The 20447-nt window shown below is 49.5% G+C and carries 21 protein-coding genes and 1 riboswitch; of the genes, 1 reads left to right on the plus strand and 20 read right to left on the minus strand.

The window, feature by feature from the left end:
- Nucleotides 1-2: 2 nt before the first annotated feature.
- From sufC to D3D03_RS08860, 16 genes are all read right to left on the minus strand, one after another.
- Entirely contained in the window at nucleotides 3-788 is a 786-nt protein-coding gene (sufC, locus tag D3D03_RS08785) for a Fe-S cluster assembly ATPase SufC (RefSeq protein WP_012371204.1), read from the minus strand.
- A gap of 156 nt (nucleotides 789-944) precedes the next feature.
- Nucleotides 945-2171, minus strand: a complete 1227-nt coding sequence (locus D3D03_RS08790; protein WP_119923352.1) for an MDR family MFS transporter — start codon at nucleotides 2169-2171, stop codon at nucleotides 945-947.
- Nucleotides 2172-2243: 72 nt separating this feature from the next.
- The gene (locus D3D03_RS08795) at nucleotides 2244-3083 is read right to left on the minus strand and encodes a MetQ/NlpA family ABC transporter substrate-binding protein (RefSeq protein WP_119923353.1); all 840 of its coding nucleotides are present in this window, start codon (nucleotides 3081-3083) and stop codon (nucleotides 2244-2246) included.
- A 31-nt stretch (nucleotides 3084-3114) separates the two neighbouring features.
- Nucleotides 3115-3780, minus strand: coding sequence for a methionine ABC transporter permease (locus tag D3D03_RS08800; RefSeq protein WP_028105806.1), 666 nt, complete (start codon nucleotides 3778-3780; stop codon nucleotides 3115-3117).
- Nucleotides 3777-4799 carry a methionine ABC transporter ATP-binding protein gene (locus tag D3D03_RS08805; RefSeq protein WP_026832220.1) on the minus strand — a complete coding sequence of 341 codons (1023 nt, stop codon included), beginning with the start codon at nucleotides 4797-4799 and terminating at the stop codon, nucleotides 3777-3779. The genes D3D03_RS08800 and D3D03_RS08805 overlap by 4 nt, the downstream gene beginning before the upstream one ends.
- A gap of 80 nt (nucleotides 4800-4879) precedes the next feature.
- Nucleotides 4880-4985, minus strand: a riboswitch (SAM riboswitch).
- 59 nt (nucleotides 4986-5044) lie between these two features.
- Nucleotides 5045-6211, minus strand: coding sequence for a bifunctional cystathionine gamma-lyase/homocysteine desulfhydrase (locus D3D03_RS08810; protein ID WP_119923354.1), 1167 nt, complete (start codon nucleotides 6209-6211; stop codon nucleotides 5045-5047).
- A complete protein-coding gene (locus D3D03_RS08815) occupies nucleotides 6204-7127 on the minus strand; it encodes a PLP-dependent cysteine synthase family protein (RefSeq protein ID WP_026832218.1) in 924 nt (307 codons plus the stop codon). Before D3D03_RS08815 ends, D3D03_RS08810 begins: the two co-directional genes overlap by 8 nt.
- Nucleotides 7124-7588, minus strand: coding sequence for an S-ribosylhomocysteine lyase (locus D3D03_RS08820; protein ID WP_012371211.1), 465 nt, complete (start codon nucleotides 7586-7588; stop codon nucleotides 7124-7126). The genes D3D03_RS08815 and D3D03_RS08820 overlap by 4 nt, the downstream gene beginning before the upstream one ends.
- Before the next feature lie 3 nt (nucleotides 7589-7591).
- Nucleotides 7592-8230 (minus strand): class I SAM-dependent methyltransferase, encoded by a 639-nt coding sequence (locus tag D3D03_RS08825; RefSeq protein WP_012371212.1) that lies wholly within the window; start codon nucleotides 8228-8230, stop codon nucleotides 7592-7594.
- A gap of 546 nt (nucleotides 8231-8776) precedes the next feature.
- Nucleotides 8777-9055, minus strand: coding sequence for a thioredoxin family protein (locus D3D03_RS08830; RefSeq protein ID WP_119923355.1), 279 nt, complete (start codon nucleotides 9053-9055; stop codon nucleotides 8777-8779).
- Nucleotides 9056-9155: 100 nt separating this feature from the next.
- A complete protein-coding gene (gene gcvH, locus D3D03_RS08835) occupies nucleotides 9156-9539 on the minus strand; it encodes a glycine cleavage system protein GcvH (RefSeq protein WP_012371215.1) in 384 nt (127 codons plus the stop codon).
- Nucleotides 9540-9603: 64 nt separating this feature from the next.
- Complete coding sequence (locus tag D3D03_RS08840) at nucleotides 9604-9957, minus strand: arsenate reductase family protein (protein WP_119923356.1); 354 nt, start codon at nucleotides 9955-9957, stop codon at nucleotides 9604-9606.
- Between the two features lie 36 nt (nucleotides 9958-9993).
- Nucleotides 9994-10449 carry a DinB family protein gene (locus D3D03_RS08845; protein ID WP_028105800.1) on the minus strand — a complete coding sequence of 152 codons (456 nt, stop codon included), beginning with the start codon at nucleotides 10447-10449 and terminating at the stop codon, nucleotides 9994-9996.
- Nucleotides 10450-10526: 77 nt separating this feature from the next.
- Nucleotides 10527-12311, minus strand: coding sequence for an acyl-CoA dehydrogenase family protein (locus tag D3D03_RS08850; protein WP_119923357.1), 1785 nt, complete (start codon nucleotides 12309-12311; stop codon nucleotides 10527-10529).
- Entirely contained in the window at nucleotides 12308-13498 is a 1191-nt protein-coding gene (locus tag D3D03_RS08855; RefSeq protein WP_119923358.1) for an acetyl-CoA C-acetyltransferase, read from the minus strand. Before D3D03_RS08855 ends, D3D03_RS08850 begins: the two co-directional genes overlap by 4 nt.
- A gap of 17 nt (nucleotides 13499-13515) precedes the next feature.
- Nucleotides 13516-15933 (minus strand): 3-hydroxyacyl-CoA dehydrogenase/enoyl-CoA hydratase family protein, encoded by a 2418-nt coding sequence (locus tag D3D03_RS08860; RefSeq protein WP_119923359.1) that lies wholly within the window; start codon nucleotides 15931-15933, stop codon nucleotides 13516-13518.
- Between the two features lie 184 nt (nucleotides 15934-16117).
- Here D3D03_RS08860 and D3D03_RS08865 point away from each other — a divergent pair, with 184 nt between their 5' ends.
- Nucleotides 16118-16750: a class I SAM-dependent methyltransferase gene (locus tag D3D03_RS08865; protein ID WP_119923360.1), complete on the plus strand. Its 633-nt coding sequence runs from the start codon at nucleotides 16118-16120 to the stop codon at nucleotides 16748-16750.
- A 178-nt stretch (nucleotides 16751-16928) separates the two neighbouring features.
- Here D3D03_RS08865 and D3D03_RS08870 read toward each other — a convergent pair whose 3' ends face one another.
- The 4 genes from D3D03_RS08870 to trhA form a co-directional block, all read right to left on the minus strand.
- Nucleotides 16929-17750, minus strand: coding sequence for a DUF2785 domain-containing protein (locus D3D03_RS08870; protein WP_158583694.1), 822 nt, complete (start codon nucleotides 17748-17750; stop codon nucleotides 16929-16931).
- 276 nt (nucleotides 17751-18026) lie between these two features.
- Entirely contained in the window at nucleotides 18027-18944 is a 918-nt protein-coding gene (locus tag D3D03_RS08875; RefSeq protein WP_026832202.1) for a proline dehydrogenase family protein, read from the minus strand.
- An 84-nt stretch (nucleotides 18945-19028) separates the two neighbouring features.
- Nucleotides 19029-19688, minus strand: coding sequence for a TVP38/TMEM64 family protein (locus D3D03_RS08880; protein ID WP_233550674.1), 660 nt, complete (start codon nucleotides 19686-19688; stop codon nucleotides 19029-19031).
- 11 nt (nucleotides 19689-19699) lie between these two features.
- Nucleotides 19700-20365 (minus strand): PAQR family membrane homeostasis protein TrhA, encoded by a 666-nt coding sequence (trhA, locus tag D3D03_RS08885; protein WP_147367723.1) that lies wholly within the window; start codon nucleotides 20363-20365, stop codon nucleotides 19700-19702.
- Nucleotides 20366-20447 lie beyond the last annotated feature (82 nt).

Below are 20447 nucleotides of genomic sequence, written 5' to 3' on the forward strand. Positions count from 1 at the left end.
TCTTACGCTTTTGTTTCGATTTCGACTTCTTCGATGCCGAGTTCTTTTTTAACCCAGTCATAACCTTCTGCTTCTAAACGGTGTGCCAGTTCTTTTCCACCTGACATGACGATTTTTCCGCCCATCATGATGTGGATGAAATCTGGCTCGATATAGTTCAAGAGGCGTTGATAGTGCGTGATGATCAAGCAGCCGAATTCAGGTGAACGCATTTCGTTGACACCTTTTGCGACGACTTTAAGCGCATCGATATCAAGACCTGAATCGATTTCGTCAAGGATGGCGATGGCTGGTTTCAACATCGTCATTTGGAGGATTTCATTCCGTTTCTTCTCTCCGCCTGAGAAACCTTCGTTAAGGTAACGGTGTGCCATTTCGCCCGGCATTTCGAGAAGACCCATTTGTGCGTCGAGTTGACGGATGAATTTCATGAGTGAGATTTCATCGCCTTCTTCGCGGCGTGAGTTGATTGCTGAACGCAAGAAGTCCGAGTTCGTGACACCACTGATTTCGCTTGGGTATTGCATCGCGAGGAACATACCTGCTTGTGCGCGTTCGTTGACTTCCATCTCGAGGACGTCTTCGCCGTCGAGTGTGACTGAACCAGACGTTACTTCGTAAGTCGGGTGACCCATCAATGCTGATGCGAGTGTTGATTTACCAGTCCCGTTTGGTCCCATGACCGCGTGGATTTCGCCGCCTTTGATTTCTAAGTTGACGCCTTTCAAGATTTCTTTGCCGTCGATTGCGACGTGTAGATCTTCAATCTTCAAGTGTGAAGCCTTCATGTAGAATCCCTCCATCTATTCATTTCGTGTCTGACGATTCAGTTCACGAGAGTTACTAATTTAGTATCATTCTAATCTTAATGAATCATACCACATTATTCAAGCGTCATCGCTCATGGTTTTTTCTCAAAACGAGCGTCTTTGTTGAGAATGACTTTAAAGTGAGACGACTTCCTTCTCTTCTTCCGGTTTCGACTGGCGATGAACCCGCTGTGACAGTAGGAGCAGTGGGATGCCGAGTAAAGTCAAGAGCGCTAAGGCACCAAATATCGGCAGTGGTCGATCTGCGCCAAAATAAAGTAACAATTGACCGCCGACGACCGGTCCGACCGATTGTCCGATTGACGTCAAGCCCATCGCACCGAAATAACTCCCCCGTAATTCCGGTTTCGCAAAACTGTCCGTCAAGATGTCCGTCATCGTGAACATCATCACTTCCCCGCACGTGAAGATGAACATCGCGCCGATCATTAACCAGACGGTTCCGGCATTCGCCATGACGAACAAACCGACGGCGACGGTCGCAATGCCGACCGTGATCGACACGAGCGGTGACGTCTTGACGCCGAACTTCATGATTGGATACTGGACGACGAGCACGGTGATCGCGTTAATCGTAATCAATAAGGCAAACAAACTCGTCCCGCCCGACAATAAGGTCGTCGTCGTCAAAAACTGCGGCAACGTCGAGTTGAACTGACTGTATCCGAAGACGCCGAAGATGATGCCGGCGAGCGCGAACGTAAAGGCGACGTCGGTCTTCAGCAGACGGACCGTTGCGCCGAACGACACCTTTTTCCCGCCGTGACTTTCCGTGATCGGATGCCGCTTGAACAGGATGAAGATGGCGACGCCGTAGCCGAGATAAACGAACGCTGTAATATAGAAGGTAATCGCCGTATTTCCGGCACTGAGCAACAACGCAATCCCCGGTCCGATCGCGGCTGCGATGTTGATGCACGTATAACGGATATTAAAGACGAACAACCGGTTTTCTTCCTCCGTCGTATCACTGATCAATGCCCTCGCTGACGGTTCGAAGACGGACCGGAACACCCCGTTCAGGGCACTTAAGGCAAAAAATGCCCAAAACGTCTCGACTTGTGCCAGTCCGATGAAGACGAGGACAAATCCAAAGGTTCCGCTCAGCATCATCGTCCGCCGGCCATACCGGTCGGATAACGTTCCGCCAATGAAGCTCATGACGAGACTCGCGATGGCCGAGATACTGAGAATCCAACCGACATCAACCGGGCTGAACTTTAAGACGACGGATAAGTAAATCGCAAAAAACGGCATCGTGATGAATGTCCCGAGCCGCGCGAAAAACGTCCCGAGCAAAACCCCGATCGTCAATGGATGAAGCTGTTTTAAACGTTGCATGCAGATCCCCCCTTTAAACAAAAAAATAATGCATCCTTCCATTATATAGGAAGAATGCATTAATCGAGCAGATTATTTGCTGACCGGAACGACAGCACCTTTGTATTCTTTCGTGATCCAATCTTGTGTTTCTTTTTTGTGGAGAATGTCTAAGAGAGTCGTGACGCGTTTGTCTTTCTCGTCGCCTTCACGTGTAACGATGATGTTGACGTATGGTGAAGACTCGTCTTCAAGCGCGATTGAATCTTCAAGCGGGTTCAACCCGTTGTCGATCGCGTAGTTCGTGTTGATCAAGACAGCATCGCCTTCATTGTTTTTGTAGGCTTGCGGTAAGAGTGACGCTTCGATGTTCGTTTTGAACTTGATGTTTTTTGGGTTCTCGGCGATGTCTTCGAGTTGCGCATCCGTTGTTTTACCGTCTTTTAGTTTGATCAGTCCTTCGTTTTGAAGGAACGTCAATACACGTCCACGTTCTGCGACGTTTGAGCTCGTCAAGATCGTTGCGCCTTTTGGCAATTCATCAAGTGACTTGTATTTTTTAGAATAGACACCGAGTGGTTCAACGTGAACACCGCCGGCACTTTCAAATTTATAGTCTTTGTTTTCTTTTTCTTGTTGCTCAAGGTACGGCACGTGTTGGAAATAGTTTGCGTCCAGTTCTTCTTCAGCGAGTGCTTTGTTCGGAAGAACGTAATCCTGGAACTTTTTGATTTCGAGTTTGTAGCCTTTTGCTTCATATTCTTTTTGAACGTGCTCGAGGATTTCAGCATGGGGAACGTTTGATGCTCCGATGACCAATGTTTTTGAATCGCCGCTGCCGCTGCCTGATGAAGATTCTTCTCCACATGCTGCAAGGCTGACTGCTAAGACCGATACTGCTGCTGTGCCGACAAATTTTTTCCAAAGTTTCATGAATGATTCCTCCAATGAATTAAAGTTAGTATTATCGTTTATCGATTGCCTTGACGAGCAAATCACCAATAATCTGAATAATAAAGACGATGACGAGAATCAATAGTGTCGCAATGACGATGACGTCATTTTGGGAACGTTGGAATCCTTCGATGAAGGCCATGTCTCCCAGTCCACCACCACCGACTACTCCGGCCATTGCCGTGTAACCGACGAGTGCGACGAGTGTTACGGTAATACCTGAAACGATTGCCGGAAGAGCTTCCGGAATCAAGACTTTATAGATGATTTGGAATTTCGTTGCGCCCATCGATTCGGCTGCTTCAATGACCCCTTTATCGACTTCACGAAGAGCGAGTTCGACCATCCGGCCGTAAAACGGTGCCGCACCCAGAATTAACGCCGGTAACGCAGCGGTCGGTCCTAAAAATGATCCGACGATGATTAACGTGACTGGAATCAATAAAATCAACAGGATAATGAACGGAATCGAGCGGAAGACATTGACTAAAAAGCTGAGTACGGAATACAGCGCTCGGTTTTTAAACAACAGTTCTTCGTTTGTCGCGTATAACAAGAGACCGATGACCAGTCCGAGGATAAACGTCGCGAGCCCTGAAACAGCCGTCATATAAACCGTACTGCCGGTCGCTTCCCAGACCATTTCCCAATCCAATTCACTGAAAAATGTACTCATCGATGATCCACCTCCACTTCAACGTCACTCGCTTGAAGTTTGGCGATGACCGCTTGTGTTTCATGTTCGGCACCGATCAACTGAATGAACAGTGTCCCAAGGGCACCGTCTTGCGTCTGTCCGACGTTCCCGCCAATGATATTAAATAATAAGGTCGAATCTTTCATGACTTCGGCAAGAATCGGGCTTTCGGCAGTTGAACCGACAAACGTCAACTGAACGATTTTCCCGGTCGGATACCGTTCCCTTAATTTCGCAAACGTCAATTCGTTTTCTGATGAAGACGTTAACTGTTTCACGAACTCTTTTGTCATCGCTTGTTTCGGATGACGGAAGACTTCGGCGACCGGTCCTTGTTCGACGATTTTCCCGGCTTCCATGACGGCGACCCGGTTACAGATTTTTTGAATGACGTGCATCTCATGTGTGATCAAGACGATGGTCAGTTTCAGTTTTTTGTTGATGTCGACGAGCAACTCTAAAATCGAGTCCGTCGTTTTCGGATCCAGCGCGCTTGTCGCTTCGTCACATAATAAGACGTCCGGGTTAGACGCCAGTGCCCGGGCAATCCCGACCCGTTGTTTTTGCCCACCCGACAGTTGGGACGGGTAAGCCCCTTCACGTCCGTCGAGTCCAACGAGTTGAATCAGCTCGGCGACCCGTTCTTTACGGCGTGCTTTCGGATAACCACCGAGTTCGAGCGGGAACATGATGTTTTCTTCGACCGTCCGTGACCACAGCAGGTTAAAGTGCTGGAAGACCATCGAGACGTTTTTGCGAACACCGCGTAATTCTTTTGGACGTAACGTCGTCATTTCGACTCCGTCGATTTGAATCGAACCACTCGTCGGAGCTTCTAACATATTCAATAATCGGATCAAGGTGGACTTCCCTGCTCCCGAATAACCGATTATTCCAAAAATTTCACCGCGCTCGATTGTTAAGTCGACATTGACGACGGCTTCAACCGATCCGCGCTTCGAGCGATAAATCTTTCCTACATCCTGTAAGCGAATCAATACTGTCCCTCCTAAACGTAAAAAAAGTGCGCACGTTTTAGAGCAAACGCGCGCACTTTTTCAGTACACAAAACCATTTGCTCTCATCTTGCAGACATTCGTCTGCTGGAATTAGCACCACTTCGGAATAAATTCCGCGGTTGCCGGGTTTCATCGGGCCAGTCCCTCCACCACTCTCGATAAGAGTATTCGGTATTTAGTTATTTTTAATATAATCTGAATATTAGCAGGGGTTATTTTGCTTGTCAAACAGTTTTTTCTGAAACCGGTTGAAGCAGGCTGAAAGCACGTGCTAAATCTTCTTTCAAGTCTTCTGCGTCCTCAAGTCCAACCGAAATCCGGACAAGACCATCCGTGATGCCGAGCTCAGCGCGACGTTCTGCCGGAATCGAGGCATGTGTCATGCGTGCCGGAACAGAAATCAAGCTTTCAACAGCTCCAAGACTCTCAGCCAGCGTGAAGAAGTGTGTCGCTTCGACGAGTTTCTCCGCGTTTTCCGCTGATCCGACATCAAAGCTGATCATGCCGCCAAAACCAGTCGCCTGTTTTTGTTGTGTCGCATGACCCGGATGTGTTGGAAGTCCCGGATAGAAGATGTTCGAGACGACATCTTGTTCCTGTAAGAACTGAACGAGATCGTGTGACGTTTCTTCGATTGCATCCATCCGGATACCAAGTGTCCGTAAACCACGGACGAGCAGGAAGCTGTCCTGCGGTCCAAGAATACCGCCTGTCGAGTTTTGAATGAAGTGAAGGTCTTCACCAAGTGCATCGCTGTTGACGACGACGAGTCCGGCAACGACGTCTGAATGTCCGCCGATGTATTTTGTGGCACTGTGCAAGACGATGTCTGCGCCGAGTGCAAGTGGTTGTTGCAAGTATGGTGTCGCAAACGTGTTGTCGACGACGAGTTTTAAGTTATTACGTTTCGCGATGTCAGCGACAGCCGCGATATCCGTGACTTTCAATAATGGGTTTGTCGGTGTTTCGACGTACAGCATCTTCGTATTGTCTTGAACCGCAGCTTCCGTCGCGGCAAGATCCGTCGTATCGACGAACGTCACTTGGATGTTGAACTTCGGCAAGACACGTTGCATCAAACGGAACGTTCCGCCGTAGACATCATCGGTCATGACGATATGATCACCTGACTCAAGCAGGTTAAAGACAGCATGAATCGCAGCCATTCCTGATCCGAAGGCAAAACCGCGTGCGCCGCCTTCGAGGTCCGCGATCAATCGTTCGATGCTTGTCCGTGTCGGATTGGCTGTCCGCGAGTATTCGTAGCCTTCTTTTAATTGACCGATTTTCTCTTGTTTGTACGTACTCGTTTGATAAATCGGAAGTGTAACGGCACCAGTTGCTCGATCGACGCCTGTTCCTCCATGAATCAATGCTGTCTTTTTACGCATGTGTCTCGTCCACCTTTTCAAAGATTTGTTGGCTCAAATACCGTTCGGCACTGTCGGCGAAGACGGTGACGATGGTACTGCCGGGAAAACGTTCTGCAATATCAAGTGCTGCCGCGAGTGCCGCGCCGGCTGAACTGCCGACGAGCAGACCTTCACGTGCCGCTAATTCATGAACTTTCGTAAACGCGTCGTGGTCCGAAATCGTATGAATCTCATCGACCAGATCGCGGGAAACAAGGCTCGGCCATTTAGCCGTACCGATGCCTTCCGTCTTATGCGGTCCGGCTGGTCCCCCGTTGAGGACGGATCCTTCCGGTTCGACGATCGCGCCTTTTGTTCCAAGCCGCTCTTTCAAGTAAGCAGCGGTTCCTGCAAACGTTCCGCCTGACCCGCATCCGGCGACGAACCAATCGATGTGATCGAGTTCCGCCATCAGCTCAGGACCAAGTGTCCGCTGATACGTGACCGGATTTTCTTCGTTTTCGAATTGAAGCGGGACATAGCTGTTCGGAATCGTTTGTCCCAGTTCTTTTGCTTTATCAATCGCGCCTTGCATATCGAGTTCAGTCGGTGTGTTGACGACAGTCGCGCCGAGTGCCCGCATCAACGTCTGTTTCTCCTGACTGAATTTTTCAGGAACGACACAGATGACTTGTAAGTCATATTTTTTAGCGGCGAGCGCCAAACCGATGCCGGTGTTGCCGGCAGTCGGTTCGATGATCGTTCCGCCTCGTGTCACATATCCTTGTTCGATAGCTGCATCAACGAGTTGAATGCCCAGGCGGTCTTTGACGCTGCCCCCAGGGTTCATCCATTCGAGCTTCGCCAAAATCCGCGTACCAGCAGGCAAATCGAATGAAGTAATCTCGTAAAGCGGCGTATTTCCGACGAGGTCCCGGACTGACTTCGCGATCATCCGAAGACGATGTCCCATTCATCACGACCGGCAAGCATTTTCTCGGCATAGTGCTTCGCTCCTTTAAGGTCGTGTGCGCTCGCAAATCCACATTGGACTTCGTTTTGCGCTGGAATTTCTTCTGCTGCTAAGACGTCTTTTAATGTCTTCTCAACGAGTTCACTCATTTTTTCGACAGAATCGAAGTTCATCATCGCCATGTAGAAACCTGTTTGGCAACCCATTGGCGAGACATCGATGACATCATCCGAATAGTTGCGGATGTTTTCTGCCAGTAAATGTTCCAGTGTGTGCATCGCACGCATCGGCATTTGCTCGACGTTTGGTTGTGTGAAACGAATGTCATATTTAACGACTTGGTCGACTTTTCCGTCTTTGTAACCGGCAACGCGAATATATGGTGCTTTGACTTTCGTATGGTCCAAGTTAAAGCTTTCTACGTTCATTTTTTTGATTGTCATGATTTATTCCCCCATTTTCTCGGCTTCTACGAGCCAGACGAAGTGATTGTATTGTGTGAATGTCACGTCAAATCCACGTGACGCAAAAATTTGTTCCATGACCGGGATCAGTGGATAAAACTCACGTTCCAAGTCTTCTGCCAAACCGTTGAACCCTTGTGCTTTCGCTTCAGCGATCGTCTGCAGACGCGCTTCTTCCGATACGAACATCGTGTCGGCGTAGACGATTTTTCCGTCTTGCGGCAAAATCTGCGCCATCAAATCAACTGCTTCTCCCTTTTCCTCATCCGTCAGATGATGAAACGCATAGGTCGAAACAAAACTTTTCGCGTGGTCTGCCGTAAAGGACAGGAAGTGTCCGTCCTGTACAGGTAACGTTGGAATCTTATCGATGAGAATTTCCCGCATCTCCGGGCTCGGTTCCACCGCCAAAACGTCTTGATGCCGATCGAGCAACCGTTGGGTCAGGTTCCCTGTTCCAGCCCCGAACTCGACGACCGGTGAGATCGCTTTTGTTGCCACTGTATCTAATATTTCTTCATAACGACGAAAGACTTCTTTGTACTCCGGATCGTGCCCCGTAACCGTGTCGTCGTATGTTGACGCCCACTCTGTAAATACATCCATAAAACGTACTGTCATGCCTGTTCGTCCTCCGTATCTCTTTTTAATTCCGACTAATCGGATATGAATTAAAGTAATTTACCTTAATCGCATTGTAGCAGGGAGAATTCAGCTTGGCAAGGTGACTGCTCGAAAATCTTTCGAAAACAAAAAAAAGGCGCTGCCGGTGAACCGGCAACACGAATAATGTGGTTAGAAACACTACGAAGGAAAACCCAGCTCTGACACGAACTTCTTCGTTCGTCGTACCAGAGGACGGCGCCCTTTCGACATATAAACCAAACTGTCCTCGCATTCAGATTACCTGCTCCAATCCAGGATTGTCTTTTTGGGCCGCTTCGTCTTTGGGGGACGACTTAAGGGGAGACAAACAAACAACCTAGGATTTTGTTGAACGGTTCTGTCATGAAAAGAAACAGCCGATTTACATCTCTGCCAGACTTCCTATAAAGTATTTCTAGAAGTTGATATGAATATACCATTCATAATTTGTCATTGTCAACGGATTATTGTAAATATTCCGACAATTTAGCGTAAAGAGAAATCTTTTTTTGATTCCTCTCCTTATTCCGCACAAAATGCAAAGACGTTCTGAACCGACTGAAACGCATAAAGCCTTGATACGACTTGGTTATCCTCGATTTTTAACAAGGCGGGAACACTCATGACTTGGGCTTGTTCCAAAAACTCCGGAATGAAGTTTCCGTTCGCTTGTTGAATCCATTCCCCGTCTTTTGTCGCTTCGACGATCTCAAGCATCCGACTTGCGATGGCACACGTCCCACACATCGGTGCATAGACATACAAAAAACCGTTTTCTGGTGCTGCTGTGACTTCCTTCATTAATCCCGTTCTCCCTTCCTCTTTCTTATCTTGTGCCAGTATACAGAAAAAAAGACGACAAGGAAACGAAATCGTTTCCTTGTCATCTTTTCGTTAAGTATTACTCGTTGATCATCGATTTGTAAGCAGCAGCGTCCATCAATGCTTCGACTTGTGCTTCGTCTGCGATCTCGATATCGACCATCCAAGCACCTTCGAATGGTGATTCGTTGACGAGTTCCGGGGAATCGGACAGTGATTCATTGATGGCAACGACTTTCCCTGAAATCGGTGCGTACAATTCGGATACCGTTTTAACGGATTCGACTGAACCAAACGGCTCGTTTGCCGAAATCGTATCTCCGACTTCCGGCAGTTCGACGAAGACGATATCGCCAAGTTCATGTTGCGCGAAATCCGTGATTCCGATTCGTGCTTTGTTTCCTGTTACTTCGACCCATTCATGCTCTTCCGAATAACGTAGATTGTCTTTGACTTGACTCATTTGCGATTCCCCCTGTGTTCGATAGTGGACTAACGCATTCAGTATACCAAATGAACTAGCCTTCTTAATACCATTTTCCTTGATAGAGTTCTTCTTTGAACCCGATTGTCACGTCTTGCCCGTCTGTGACGATCGGTCGTTTGAGCAACATGCCGTCACTTGCGAGCAGTTCATATTGCTCCTGTTCCGACAGATTCGGCAGGCGGTCCTTGATGCCTTGCGAACGGTACGATTGACCACTCGTGTTGAAAAACTTCTTCAACGGCTCGCCGCTCTTTTGATGAAGTTCCTGAATCGTCTCGGCACTTGGTGTCTCCTCGACGATGTGTTTGTAATCGACCTCGACGCCATTTGCCTCAAGTGCCTTTTTTGCTTTGACACACGTACTGCATTTCGGATAGCCATACATAGTTACCATCTTTTCCTCACCTCTGTCTTCAGACTAGCAGATTGGTCAGCCCCGTTTCAAGCGGGCAAGCGCTGCATCGATTTGATCTTGATGATGGTGATCGTGTGCAATGAAGGAGGCAACAAACGATTTCGGCTGGAATGTGCCTTCATACGTCCGCTCATATTGCTCGTCCGTCAACCGATCGAGCTGCGCGATCAATTCCTGCCGCACGGCAATCGCTTTTCTCAACAAGGCGAGTGCATCGATGTGATGGGCATATTCGACCGCCAGACGATTGAACTCATCGTAGTCGGTTTCAACAAGCGTCAACGGTTCATCCGGTAATTTCGACACCGCATGATCGAGGTAATATCGATCCCATAAAAACAGATGACTGACACATTCCTGGACCGTCCATTTATCGATTGCGAGCGGCAACCGCCATTCTTCATCCGAAAGCCGCTCCAACGATTTATAGTAATCGACGGCAAATTGAAGTTCTGTTACGTCTTGTCGCATGCCTGCTCCCTCCTTCAATATCAAAAAATTCGCCCTTACAGAGATTTTCCCTGCAAAGGCGAATCGGTAAACCTGACTTAGACAGTATATTTATTCGCTTCGATCAAACGTTTCGCAATCTGACGTTTTGTGCCGATCGAGTTGATCGGCTGATACCGGCTGAACTTTTTCAGTGCCGATAGCAGCATCCGTAACTCATCGCCGCTCGCTGCCGCGTATAACGTTTCCTTCGCGTCCCGCTCCACGCCTTCAAAGGCTTGTTGTGCAAAGACTTCCGTATAACGGATTTTCAGTTCGTTCTTTTCGACACCCTTGGCAGCAATCGCTTTTTCCGTCCGGACAATCGCCGACTCCAGCGCATAGATTGCACTCATGATGTCCGCCGTGTTCGCGAGGATTTCCTGCTCGCCTTGGAGCTTGTCCTGATACTTCTGAACGGCCGTTCCGGCAGTCAGCAGGAAGATCTTTTTCATCATCGCGAGCAGATGACGTTCACGGTCGAGAGGTTCCGATCCGACTTCCGTCGGCATGAAGCTCATGACTTCCTGTTGCAGACGTTGCGCTTCTGCGAGAAGCGGTAGGTCGCCTTTCATTGCTTTTTTCAGCAACGTGCCCGGTACGAGCAGACGGTTGATTTCGTTTGTTCCTTCGAAGATTCGGTTGATCCGTGAATCACGGTACATGTTCTCGACTTCGTATTCGGCCATGAAGCCGTAACCACCGTGAATCTGGACCGCTTCATCGATGACATAATCAAATGTTTCCGAAGCAAAAACTTTGTTCATTGAGCATTCAATCGCGTATTCGGCAATCGCATCGGCGATTTTCTTGCCGTCTTTGCTTTCTTCTTCCGACAACTGATCGAGACTGTCCTGGAACAATCCGCCTGTCCGGTAGACCGAACTTTCCATCGCATAAGTCTGCGCCGACATCGTCGCCAGCTTTTCCTGAATCAACGGGAATGAGCTGATTGGTGTTTTGAATTGTTTGCGTTCGTTCGCATACTGGACCGCAAGATCGATCGCACGTTTTGATGAACCGACCGCACCGACCGCTAATTTATAACGACCGACGTTCAAGATGTTAAAAGCGATGACGTGTCCGCGCCCGATTTCACCAAGGACGTTTTCGACCGGTACTTCCGCATCTTGTAAAATCAGCGTCCGTGTTGACGATCCTTTGATCCCCATCTTTTGTTCTTCGAGTCCGGTTGAGACACCCGGGTACTCGCCTTCGACGAGGAACGCCGTGAATTTATCACCGTCGATTTTTGCATAGACGACGAACAGACTGGCGAAGCCGGCATTCGTGATCCATTGTTTTTCCCCGTTCAAGATATAGTGCGTTCCGGCTTCATTCAAGACTGCCGTTGTCTTCGCACCGAGGGCATCCGAGCCTGAGCCCGGTTCTGTCAACGCGTAAGACGCAATCCATTCACCAGACGACAGTTTCGGGAGATATTTTTGTTTTTGCTCTTCGTTCCCGAAGAAGACGATTGGCAACGAACCGATCCCGACGTGAGCACCATAACTGAGGGCAAACGAGCGACCGCGGGCAAACTTCTCCGTGATGATCGAAGACGAAATTTTATCCATCTGATAGCCGCCGTATGCTTCCGGGACATCAGCACCGAGCAAGCCGAGCTCGCCTGCTTCGCGCAGGAGACCGACCGACAATTCGAACTCATGTTTTTCGATCCGGTCGAGGACTGGAACGACACGGTCTTCGACGAACTTCGCCGTCATGTCACCAACCATTTTGTGTTCTTCCGAAAAATCTTCCGGTGTAAAGAGACGATCCGCTTGCAACTCATCCAGTACAAAACTTCCACCTTTAATCAATTCGTTTGTTGTTTGGCTCATTGTCCTGTTCCTCCTTCAACTAGTTCGAATACACCGGCAGCACCCATGCCGCCGCCAATACACATCGAGACGACGCCGTATTGGACGTTCCGTCGTTTCATTTCATGCAACAGTGTCAACGTCAGTTTCGTTCCCGTACAACCAAGCGGATGACCGAGTGCAATCGCGCCGCCGTTGACGTTGACGATATCTTCGTTCAGACTGAGTTCCCGGATGACACCGAGCGATTGGGACGCGAAGGCTTCGTTTAATTCAATCAATCCGACGTCTTCGAGCGTGATGCCGGCGAGTTCAAGTGCCTTTGGAATCGCGACGACCGGTCCGATTCCCATGACTTCCGGACGGACACCGCCGACGGCAAACGATTTGAACTTCCCGAGAATCGGCAGTCCTTGGCGTTCTGCTTCTTCCCGTTCCATGATCAAGACGGCAGCTGCACCGTCTGATGTCTGTGACGAGTTCCCCGCTGTAACACTGCCGCCGAGGCGGAATGCCGGACGAAGCTTGGCGAGACCTTCCGGTGATGAATCGGCGCGGACACCTTCGTCGTGTTCGACGACCCACGTCTTTTCTTCAATCTTCAACTCATCGTTGACGTACTGTTCCGTCACCGTCACCGGGACGATTTCGTCGACGAATTTGCCGGACGCAATCGCAGCGGCTGCTTTTTGATGGCTTTTCAGGGCAAAGGCATCTTGATCTTCGCGTGAGACCTGATAGGTCGCAGCGACTTGTTCTGCCGTATGTCCCATGCTCATATAATATTCCGGTGCCGTTTCGACGATTGATGGATTCGGGCGGACGACGTGTCCCGGCATCGGGATTTGGCTCATCGATTCGAGTCCGCCGGCGATGACAGCTGTCGCTTGTCCGGTCATGATTTTCATCGCGGCATCGGCAATCGATTGGAGACCGGACGAGCAATACCGGTTGATCGTGATGGCCGGCACTTCATGCGACAGTCCTCCGAGGACCGATGCATACCGGGCGATGTTCATCCCTTGTTCGGCTTCCGGCAAGGCACAACCGAGAATGACGTCATCGATTGCTCCGGTGTAGTTCGCGCGTTTCAATGTTTCCTTGATGGCGATTCCTGCGAGTTCATCAGAACGCATCGACTTAAACGATCCTTTTTTGGCTTTGCCGACTGGTGTCCGTGCACCAGCGACGATTACTGCTTCCTTCATTTGAATCCCCCCAGTCATCAGTTACGGAGCGGCTTGCCTTTGACAAGCATATGCTGCATCCGTTGTTGTGTTTTCATCTCACCGATCAAGCTCAAGAAGGCTTCCCGTTCGATATCGAGCATGTACTGCTCATCGACCTGTGTGCCGAACGAGACATTCCCACCGGCAATGACATGTGCGAGTTTACTTGCGATTTTTAAATCATGTTCCGAGATATAGCCGCCGTAGAACATCTCGCGGGTTGCGAGTTCAAGCGTCGCTTTCCCGGCACGACCGACGACTGGAATCCGGGAACGGGCTGGAGCCGTGTAACCGGTCCGGTCGAGCTCAAGCACCAGTTGTTTCGCATCATGCGTCAGGTGATCCCGGTTCATCGAAATGTGATCGACGGTCCGGACATACCCGAGTTCCCGTGCTTCAAAGGCTGATTTCGAGACCTTCGCCATCGCGACGTTCTCAAACGTCTTCTGCGCGGCTTTTTCGATGTTGACGAGTCCGTCCGGTGTATTCTCAAGCAGACGACGATACGTGTTGACGTTCCCGCCGCCTCCCGGAATCAGACCGACACCGACTTCGACGAGTCCCATATACGTTTCAAGACCGGCCTGCAATCGGGCTGCCGGAAGTGAAATTTCCGTTCCGCCGCCGAGTGTCATCCCTTGCGGTGCAACGACGATCGGACGCGATGCGTAACGGATTTTTTGAATCGACTGCTGGAACTTGTTGATGATCCAGTCGAGTTCGAACCAGTTTTCATCCTCTGCTTCCATCAACATCATCGCCAGGTTCGCCCCGACACAGAAGTTTTTGCCGTCGTTGGCGATGACAAGACCCCGGTGATTTTTTTCAACGAGATCAATCGACTGTTCGATCATCTGCATGATGTCGACGCCGATTGCGTTACTCTTCGACGTGAATTCAAGGACTGCCACGTCGTCTCCGAGATCAAGCAGACGGGCACCGTTGTTTTCAAGCAGGACGCCGTTTGATTTGCGGACGTCGCGTAAGCGGATTTCTTTCGGATTGACGGCACTGCCGACATACGTTTGTGTCTGCGCATCATAAAACTGACCGTCTTCGTTGTAGAAGCTGGTTACGCCTGACGCGAGCATCTCGTCGACCCAAGCCGGTACGTCGTAGCCGTCCTGCTTCATCTTCGCAACCGTCTTCTCGACGCCGAGCGCATCCCATGTCTCGAACGGTCCCATTTTCCAACCGAAGCCCCATTTCATCGCTTCGTCAATCGCTTTGATGTCATCCGCGATTTCGTGTGTCAGTTGAGCCGAGTACAGTAACGTCTTCGCATGGATCGGCCACAATAAGGCACCGACACGGTCCTTCGCAAAAACTACGGCTTTCAGTTTATTTTTGGCGCCCGGAAGAGCTTTTGCTTGACCGATCGACGGTTCAGTAAGCGCTTTCTTTTCGACGTATTCAAAAGTGGCAAGATCAAGTTCCAGGATCTGTTTGCCGACTTTTTTATAGAAACCTTGTCCCGACTTTGCTCCGAGTGATCCTTCGTCGACCAACCGTTTCATTTCTGCCGGCACAGCGAACGTGTCTTTTTCTGCTCCGTCCGGTAACAAATCGTAGACGTTGTTCGCAACGTGAACGAATGTGTCGATCCCGACGACATCAAGCGTCCGGAACGTCGCTGAGCTTGGACGACCGAGTACTGGTCCGGTGACGGAATCGACCTCCCCGATCGAATAGCCGCCCTTCTTCATCTCATCCAGTGTGACGAGCAGACCGTATGTCCCGATCCGGTTGCCGATGAAGTTTGGTGTATCTTTTGCGATGACGACCCCTTTACCGAGACGTTCTTCCGCAAACTGTTTCATGAACCGGACGACTTCCGGATCCGTGTCACTTGTCGGAATCAGTTCGAGTAACTTCAAGTAACGCGGCGGATTAAAGAAATGGGTCCCGAGGAACCGGGCGTTAAACGAATCCGAACGTCCTTGACGCATCGCTTCGATGGAAATCCCTGACGTGTTGGAACTGACGATTGCATCTTCGCGTAAGAACGGTTCGATTGTCGCAAACAACTGTTGTTTGACGTCAAGCCGTTCAACGATGACTTCAATCACCCAGTCCGCTTCTTTGAGGCGTCCCAAGTCGTCTTCGAGGTTTCCGACTTCAATTAAATCGAGTAATTGTTTCGAAGCCAGTGGTGCCGGATTTTGTTTGAGCAACTTCTGCCGGTTGTCGCGGGCAATCCGTGATCGAACTGCTGCATCATCCAGCGTCAATCCTTGTTTCGTCTCCTGCGCGGTTAATTCTTTTGGTACGATATCAAGCATCAATGTCCGGATTCCCGCGTTCGCGAGGTGTGCGGCAATCCCTGCACCCATGACCCCTGAACCGATAATGACGGCGAATTGAATATGTTTCGTCGTGTGTACTGTGGTCGGCTGACCGATTTGACTCGCCATGATAGACCCCCTGATTCGTAATTGAATGAACAACCATTCATTATTCTGACAAAAAAAGAAGCCGTCCGTTTTTCCACTGCTTCCTTCTACCTCTTCATCATAAATGAATTATCATTCAGTAGCAATAAAAAATCAGCTATTGGTCAAATTTTCCTGTTAGACTGAAGGCAAAGGGGGAATTCTGATGAAACCGACGGAACAATTATGGGATCAAAAAGCGACGGATTGGGCGGAACGATCGGAGATGATGTGGACGACAGGCAGCCGGAAAACGATCATTCCGTTCCTGAAGTCCGTCATCACATCCGGCAACTTACTCGACTTGGGATGCGGCGACGGTGCGGCTTGCCGGTTGCTCGCGGACGCGTTTCAGGTCACAGGACTGGATTTGTCGGAAGAGATGATCCGGATCGCCCGTGCTAAATCACCAGCACTCGACTTCGTCGTCGGAACCGGTGAAGCGTTACCGTTTTCGGATGATACGTTTGACGTCGTCCTTGCCGTCAACTCACTCGAATGGTCGACGCGTCCCGTTACGGTACTTAAAGAGATCAGCCGCGTTTCCCCATTCGTCGTCATCAGTCTGCTTGGACCAACGGCGGCACCACGAGCGTTATCATACCGTCGCCTGCACGGAGAAGACGCACCGATGGGCAATACGATGATGCCGTGGGAACTCGTCCAACTGGCAGATGAACTCGGCTGGACGTTGCTCAACGAAGCCGTCATTCAAAAAGAAGGGGCCGTCATGACCGGACACCGGTTGCTTGATCAAGCCCATGCGTTTTCTTGTTTGTTTGCTTTTCGGACGCGGTAAATGGATTGAGTGCTGAAGAACCACAAAATCATAAGTTTTAAAACAGACGTATGTCCACCCGCTTTTCTCGGGCGGGACGCAAGCCGCGATCATCTAGCGATGACCGAGTCTTGCCTGTCCCTGACGGAAGCAAGCTTCCTTTTCCCGTAGAAGTCGAGTGGACACGTCTGTTTTTTGTTTACTGATACCGTTGATGGATTTGAAACAGCAAGTGTTCAAGCCGTTCCGGGAGGATGGATGTCTTGTCTTGCCATTTCACCCGAAAGTACAGTGTCCGTAGTAATTGTTTTGTATTGCGGAGCACAGTAAATCGTTCGTCGCTCCAATTCACCGGTAGATCAAGCAAGGTTTGGACTGATGTCTCAATCGTCGTAAACAAGATTTCGTCTGTCATTCCTCGTTCTCTTGCCGCTAACCAAGCTGTGATGACACGTTCCTGTTCTTCCTCGATAAAAACATAGTCCGGTGTCATCAAAATCTCGATGAACCGACCAATCGCCGCTTGCTCATTCCTGATCTGACACCGGGGATGCTTGAACCAAGCATCATAGACGTCGGCAATATGGGCAATACTATGCGCCCAACCATAGTCAGGAACAAACCCTCTAAAGTCGGTTTCGTTACTCAGATATTCCAATAATTGATTAGAAATCTGTTCGTATGTCTGCTCCTCTAATTGTTGATGCGCAGCGTCTGTTTCGAGTACTACTGCAAGAAGCAACGCTGAAAATGAACGAGTAAAAACTGCTGTATCATCGGAAGTCTTCATTTTATAAAACAAACCATCCGGACTGAGTACAAACGAGACAATTCGTTTAGCAGACGTCAACGCGAACTCTCCTGACATGATCCATTCCGCTAGTCTTGAAAAAATCAGGTCATCGCGAAGGACCGGATCTAAACTGCCGATGTGATGCAGCATCTGATCAAGCAGTTCCTCCGAAATAATAGTATCCTCTTGTTGCAGCTGCACTTTCAACTGCTGTTCCGTTACATCCATGACCATGCCTCCTATGTAGTAAGTGAAGAAAGATTTGCTTCCCGTGACTCCTACGGGAAAAAGCGCGGTTTTGGCGCTGCCAGAGACAGGCGAGACCCGGCTCGTTGATCCCATGGGTCAAGGAGCCGGGTCTCGCCTGAGGAAAGTGCATGAATAACGAGTGATTTCTTTTGAGTCTCCCAGCCATACTGGCTACGAAAAGCACGGGACGTAAAAATCTTTCAAACGATAAAACAAAAAGATGAAGCCATGACAGCTCCATCTCGCATTCCCTTATTAACCTTTAACCATGCCTTTAAGGACAAATGCCACGTTCGCCGGACGTTCTGCCAAACGGCGCATGAAGTAACCGTACCAGTCACGACCGTACGGGACGTAGACGCGGACTTTATAGCCGAGCTTCACGAGTTCAAGCTGACGCTCGACACGGATGCCGTACAGCATTTGGAATTCGAACTTGTCGTTGCCGATGCCGTTGTCTTTCGCATAGCGGATGATTTGTTCGATCATCGCATCGTCATGCGTCGCGACTGCGGCATAGTTACCGAGTGAAAGTTGCAGTTTGACGAGTTTGATGTAGTTATGGTCAACATCTTCTTTTTCCGGGAAGGCGACCGTTGCCGGCTCTTTGTAGGCCCCTTTAACGATCCGTAAGTTCGTCTCGAATCGTCCGACACGTTTGATGTCGTCTTCCGACCGGTACAAGTACGACTGAATGACCGTCCCGATGTTATCAAACGATTGACGTAATTCTTCGAACAGTTGAATCGTTTTTTCACAACGCGGCTCGTCTTCCATGTCGATTGTGACGAAAACGCCAACTTCTTTCGCCCGTGTCAAAATCCGTTCCATGTTCGAGCGAATCAATTCATCCGAGATATCGAGACCGAGCGACGTCAATTTCAGGGAAAGTTGCGAGTCTAATTTCTCTTCTGCAATCATTTCCACCGCACGAATACATTCCTGCGTCATCATTTCCGCTTCAGCGACCGTCGAGATGAACTCACCGAGGTGATCCATCGTGACGCACAATCCTTTTGAGTTCAAATCCTGGATCGCACGTTTTGAGGCTTCCAGTGAATCCCCCGCGACGAAGCGACCCGCACCGAATTTCAGACCATACCGTTTCGCCAGACCATTCAATGTCTTGTTTTGCGATAAAAAGATAAAACCATCCCGTAATACTCGTTCCATCACTCATTACTCCCCCTAAATAAATGCTAGGCTGTTTTACCATGTCGGTTCACATCTCTGCATTCATATTATGACATAAAGCGCTTACATGTGCTCATTGTTTTGTTTTTTCCGTAACATCCGTTGTGCAAAAAAACCGACGGTAAAAAATAAGAGATATAAGAAGATGGCAAAGAAAAACTGCCAGGAAAACGGATCCCGCAGACTCGCACCGATATTGTTGTAAACAAAGGCACCGGGAATGATGCCGAGATAACTCGCGAGTGCAAACTGCCGGAATTTAATCTTCGACAACCCCGACGCGTAACTGATCGCGTCAAACGGAAACAGCGGAATCAGCCGGACGATCAAAACGACGACAAATCCATTCGTCGCAATTCGTTCGTCGAGCGCTGTCAACTTGCCGGTGCCGATGATTTTTTCGACACCGCGCCGACCAAGCCAGCGGGCAATCCAAAAGCTGAGCAGGCTGCCGGTTCCGGCGCCGATGACATCGAGAATCGTCCCGACCCACGGACCATAGGTATAACCGCCAAAGACCGTCAGTAAGCTCGCCGGGAAAAAGACGAGCGGTCGGATCGTATAAGCCAATATGTACAGCAACATGCCGAAAGCACCCTGCTGGCGAATCCAGTCCGATAGTGCTTGGATATCAAACTGCTCCATCATTCCCGAAAAACGGAAATAGAGGAGCAGTCCAAGTCCAATCAGCATGTAGAGTGTAAACGGGAGCCAGTCCCGCAACTTGAGATTCTTCAAGAGATCGGTGCCGACGCCGGTGCGACGTAATAGAAAATCGATAAGAAAATCAAGACACTGCCGGCGAGCACGAACAGATGCCAAATCGCATGATTGTAAGGCAAGCGTGCCCAGACATAAAAGATGACACCAAGTGAATAGGCGAGTCCGCCGCCCAGCAGGAGAAGGAATCCTTGTAAACCAAGCGCTTCATACATAGGTTTGATGGCGAATATACAACACCAGCCGAGAATCAAATACGAGGCGTTCGAAATCCAAACGTGTTTTCCGGTCGAATACAGTTTCCAGATGATCCCGAGTATCCCGACTCCCCAGACGATCCCAAGCAACGTCCACCCGAGCGGTCCGCGCAACGTGATCAAGGCGAACGGCGTGTAGCTCCCGGCAATCAATAAGTAGATTCCCGCATGATCAAGGATTTGTAAGACTTTATTGGCACGCGTATGCATGAGTGAATGCATCAACGTCGAGAACAGGTAGAGTAAAATCATTGTCGCACCAAAGATGCTGACGGCGGTGATGTTCCAGGCACTGCCCGACTTCGTCGCCTGCAGGATCAGTAAGACCAGGGCGACGATACTGAAGATGACACCCAGTCCGTGCGTGATGGCACTAGCCACTTCTTCTTTCAACGAGTCACCTTTCGCAAGCAACTCTTCAATCGTTTCTTTTGATTGTTCTTTGATCGTTTTCGTAATTTCTTTTTTAGAAATCAAGACGACACCTACTTTCTGGACAAACAGA

Source organism: Exiguobacterium sp. RIT452, assembly GCF_003598705.1.
Lineage (GTDB): Bacteria > Bacillota > Bacilli > Exiguobacteriales > Exiguobacteriaceae > Exiguobacterium_A > Exiguobacterium_A undae.

Bases quoted from the DNA above. Each gene is read 5' to 3' on its own strand.
- sufC (WP_012371204.1), bottom strand. From the start codon at position 788: ATGAAGGCTTCACACTTGAAGATTGAAGATCTACACGTCGCAATCGAC.
- D3D03_RS08790 (WP_119923352.1), bottom strand. From the start codon at position 2,171: ATGCAACGTTTAAAACAGCTTCATCCATTGACGATCGGGGTTTTGCTC.
- D3D03_RS08795 (WP_119923353.1), bottom strand. From the start codon at position 3,083: ATGAAACTTTGGAAAAAATTTGTCGGCACAGCAGCAGTATCGGTCTTA.
- D3D03_RS08800 (WP_028105806.1), bottom strand. From the start codon at position 3,780: ATGAGTACATTTTTCAGTGAATTGGATTGGGAAATGGTCTGGGAAGCG.
- D3D03_RS08810 (WP_119923354.1), bottom strand. From the start codon at position 6,211: ATGCGTAAAAAGACAGCATTGATTCATGGAGGAACAGGCGTCGATCGA.
- D3D03_RS08815 (WP_026832218.1), bottom strand. From the start codon at position 7,127: ATGATCGCGAAGTCAGTCCGGGACCTCGTCGGAAATACGCCGCTTTAC.
- D3D03_RS08820 (WP_012371211.1), bottom strand. From the start codon at position 7,588: ATGACAATCAAAAAAATGAACGTAGAAAGCTTTAACTTGGACCATACG.
- D3D03_RS08825 (WP_012371212.1), bottom strand. From the start codon at position 8,230: ATGACAGTACGTTTTATGGATGTATTTACAGAGTGGGCGTCAACATAC.
- D3D03_RS08830 (WP_119923355.1), bottom strand. From the start codon at position 9,055: ATGAAGGAAGTCACAGCAGCACCAGAAAACGGTTTTTTGTATGTCTAT.
- gcvH (WP_012371215.1), bottom strand. From the start codon at position 9,539: ATGAGTCAAGTCAAAGACAATCTACGTTATTCGGAAGAGCATGAATGG.
- D3D03_RS08840 (WP_119923356.1), bottom strand. From the start codon at position 9,957: ATGGTAACTATGTATGGCTATCCGAAATGCAGTACGTGTGTCAAAGCA.
- D3D03_RS08845 (WP_028105800.1), bottom strand. From the start codon at position 10,449: ATGCGACAAGACGTAACAGAACTTCAATTTGCCGTCGATTACTATAAA.
- D3D03_RS08850 (WP_119923357.1), bottom strand. From the start codon at position 12,311: ATGAGCCAAACAACAAACGAATTGATTAAAGGTGGAAGTTTTGTACTG.
- D3D03_RS08855 (WP_119923358.1), bottom strand. From the start codon at position 13,498: ATGAAGGAAGCAGTAATCGTCGCTGGTGCACGGACACCAGTCGGCAAA.
- D3D03_RS08860 (WP_119923359.1), bottom strand. From the start codon at position 15,933: ATGGCGAGTCAAATCGGTCAGCCGACCACAGTACACACGACGAAACAT.
- D3D03_RS08865 (WP_119923360.1), top strand. From the start codon at position 16,118: ATGAAACCGACGGAACAATTATGGGATCAAAAAGCGACGGATTGGGCG.
- D3D03_RS08870 (WP_158583694.1), bottom strand. From the start codon at position 17,750: ATGGATGTAACGGAACAGCAGTTGAAAGTGCAGCTGCAACAAGAGGAT.
- D3D03_RS08875 (WP_026832202.1), bottom strand. From the start codon at position 18,944: ATGGAACGAGTATTACGGGATGGTTTTATCTTTTTATCGCAAAACAAG.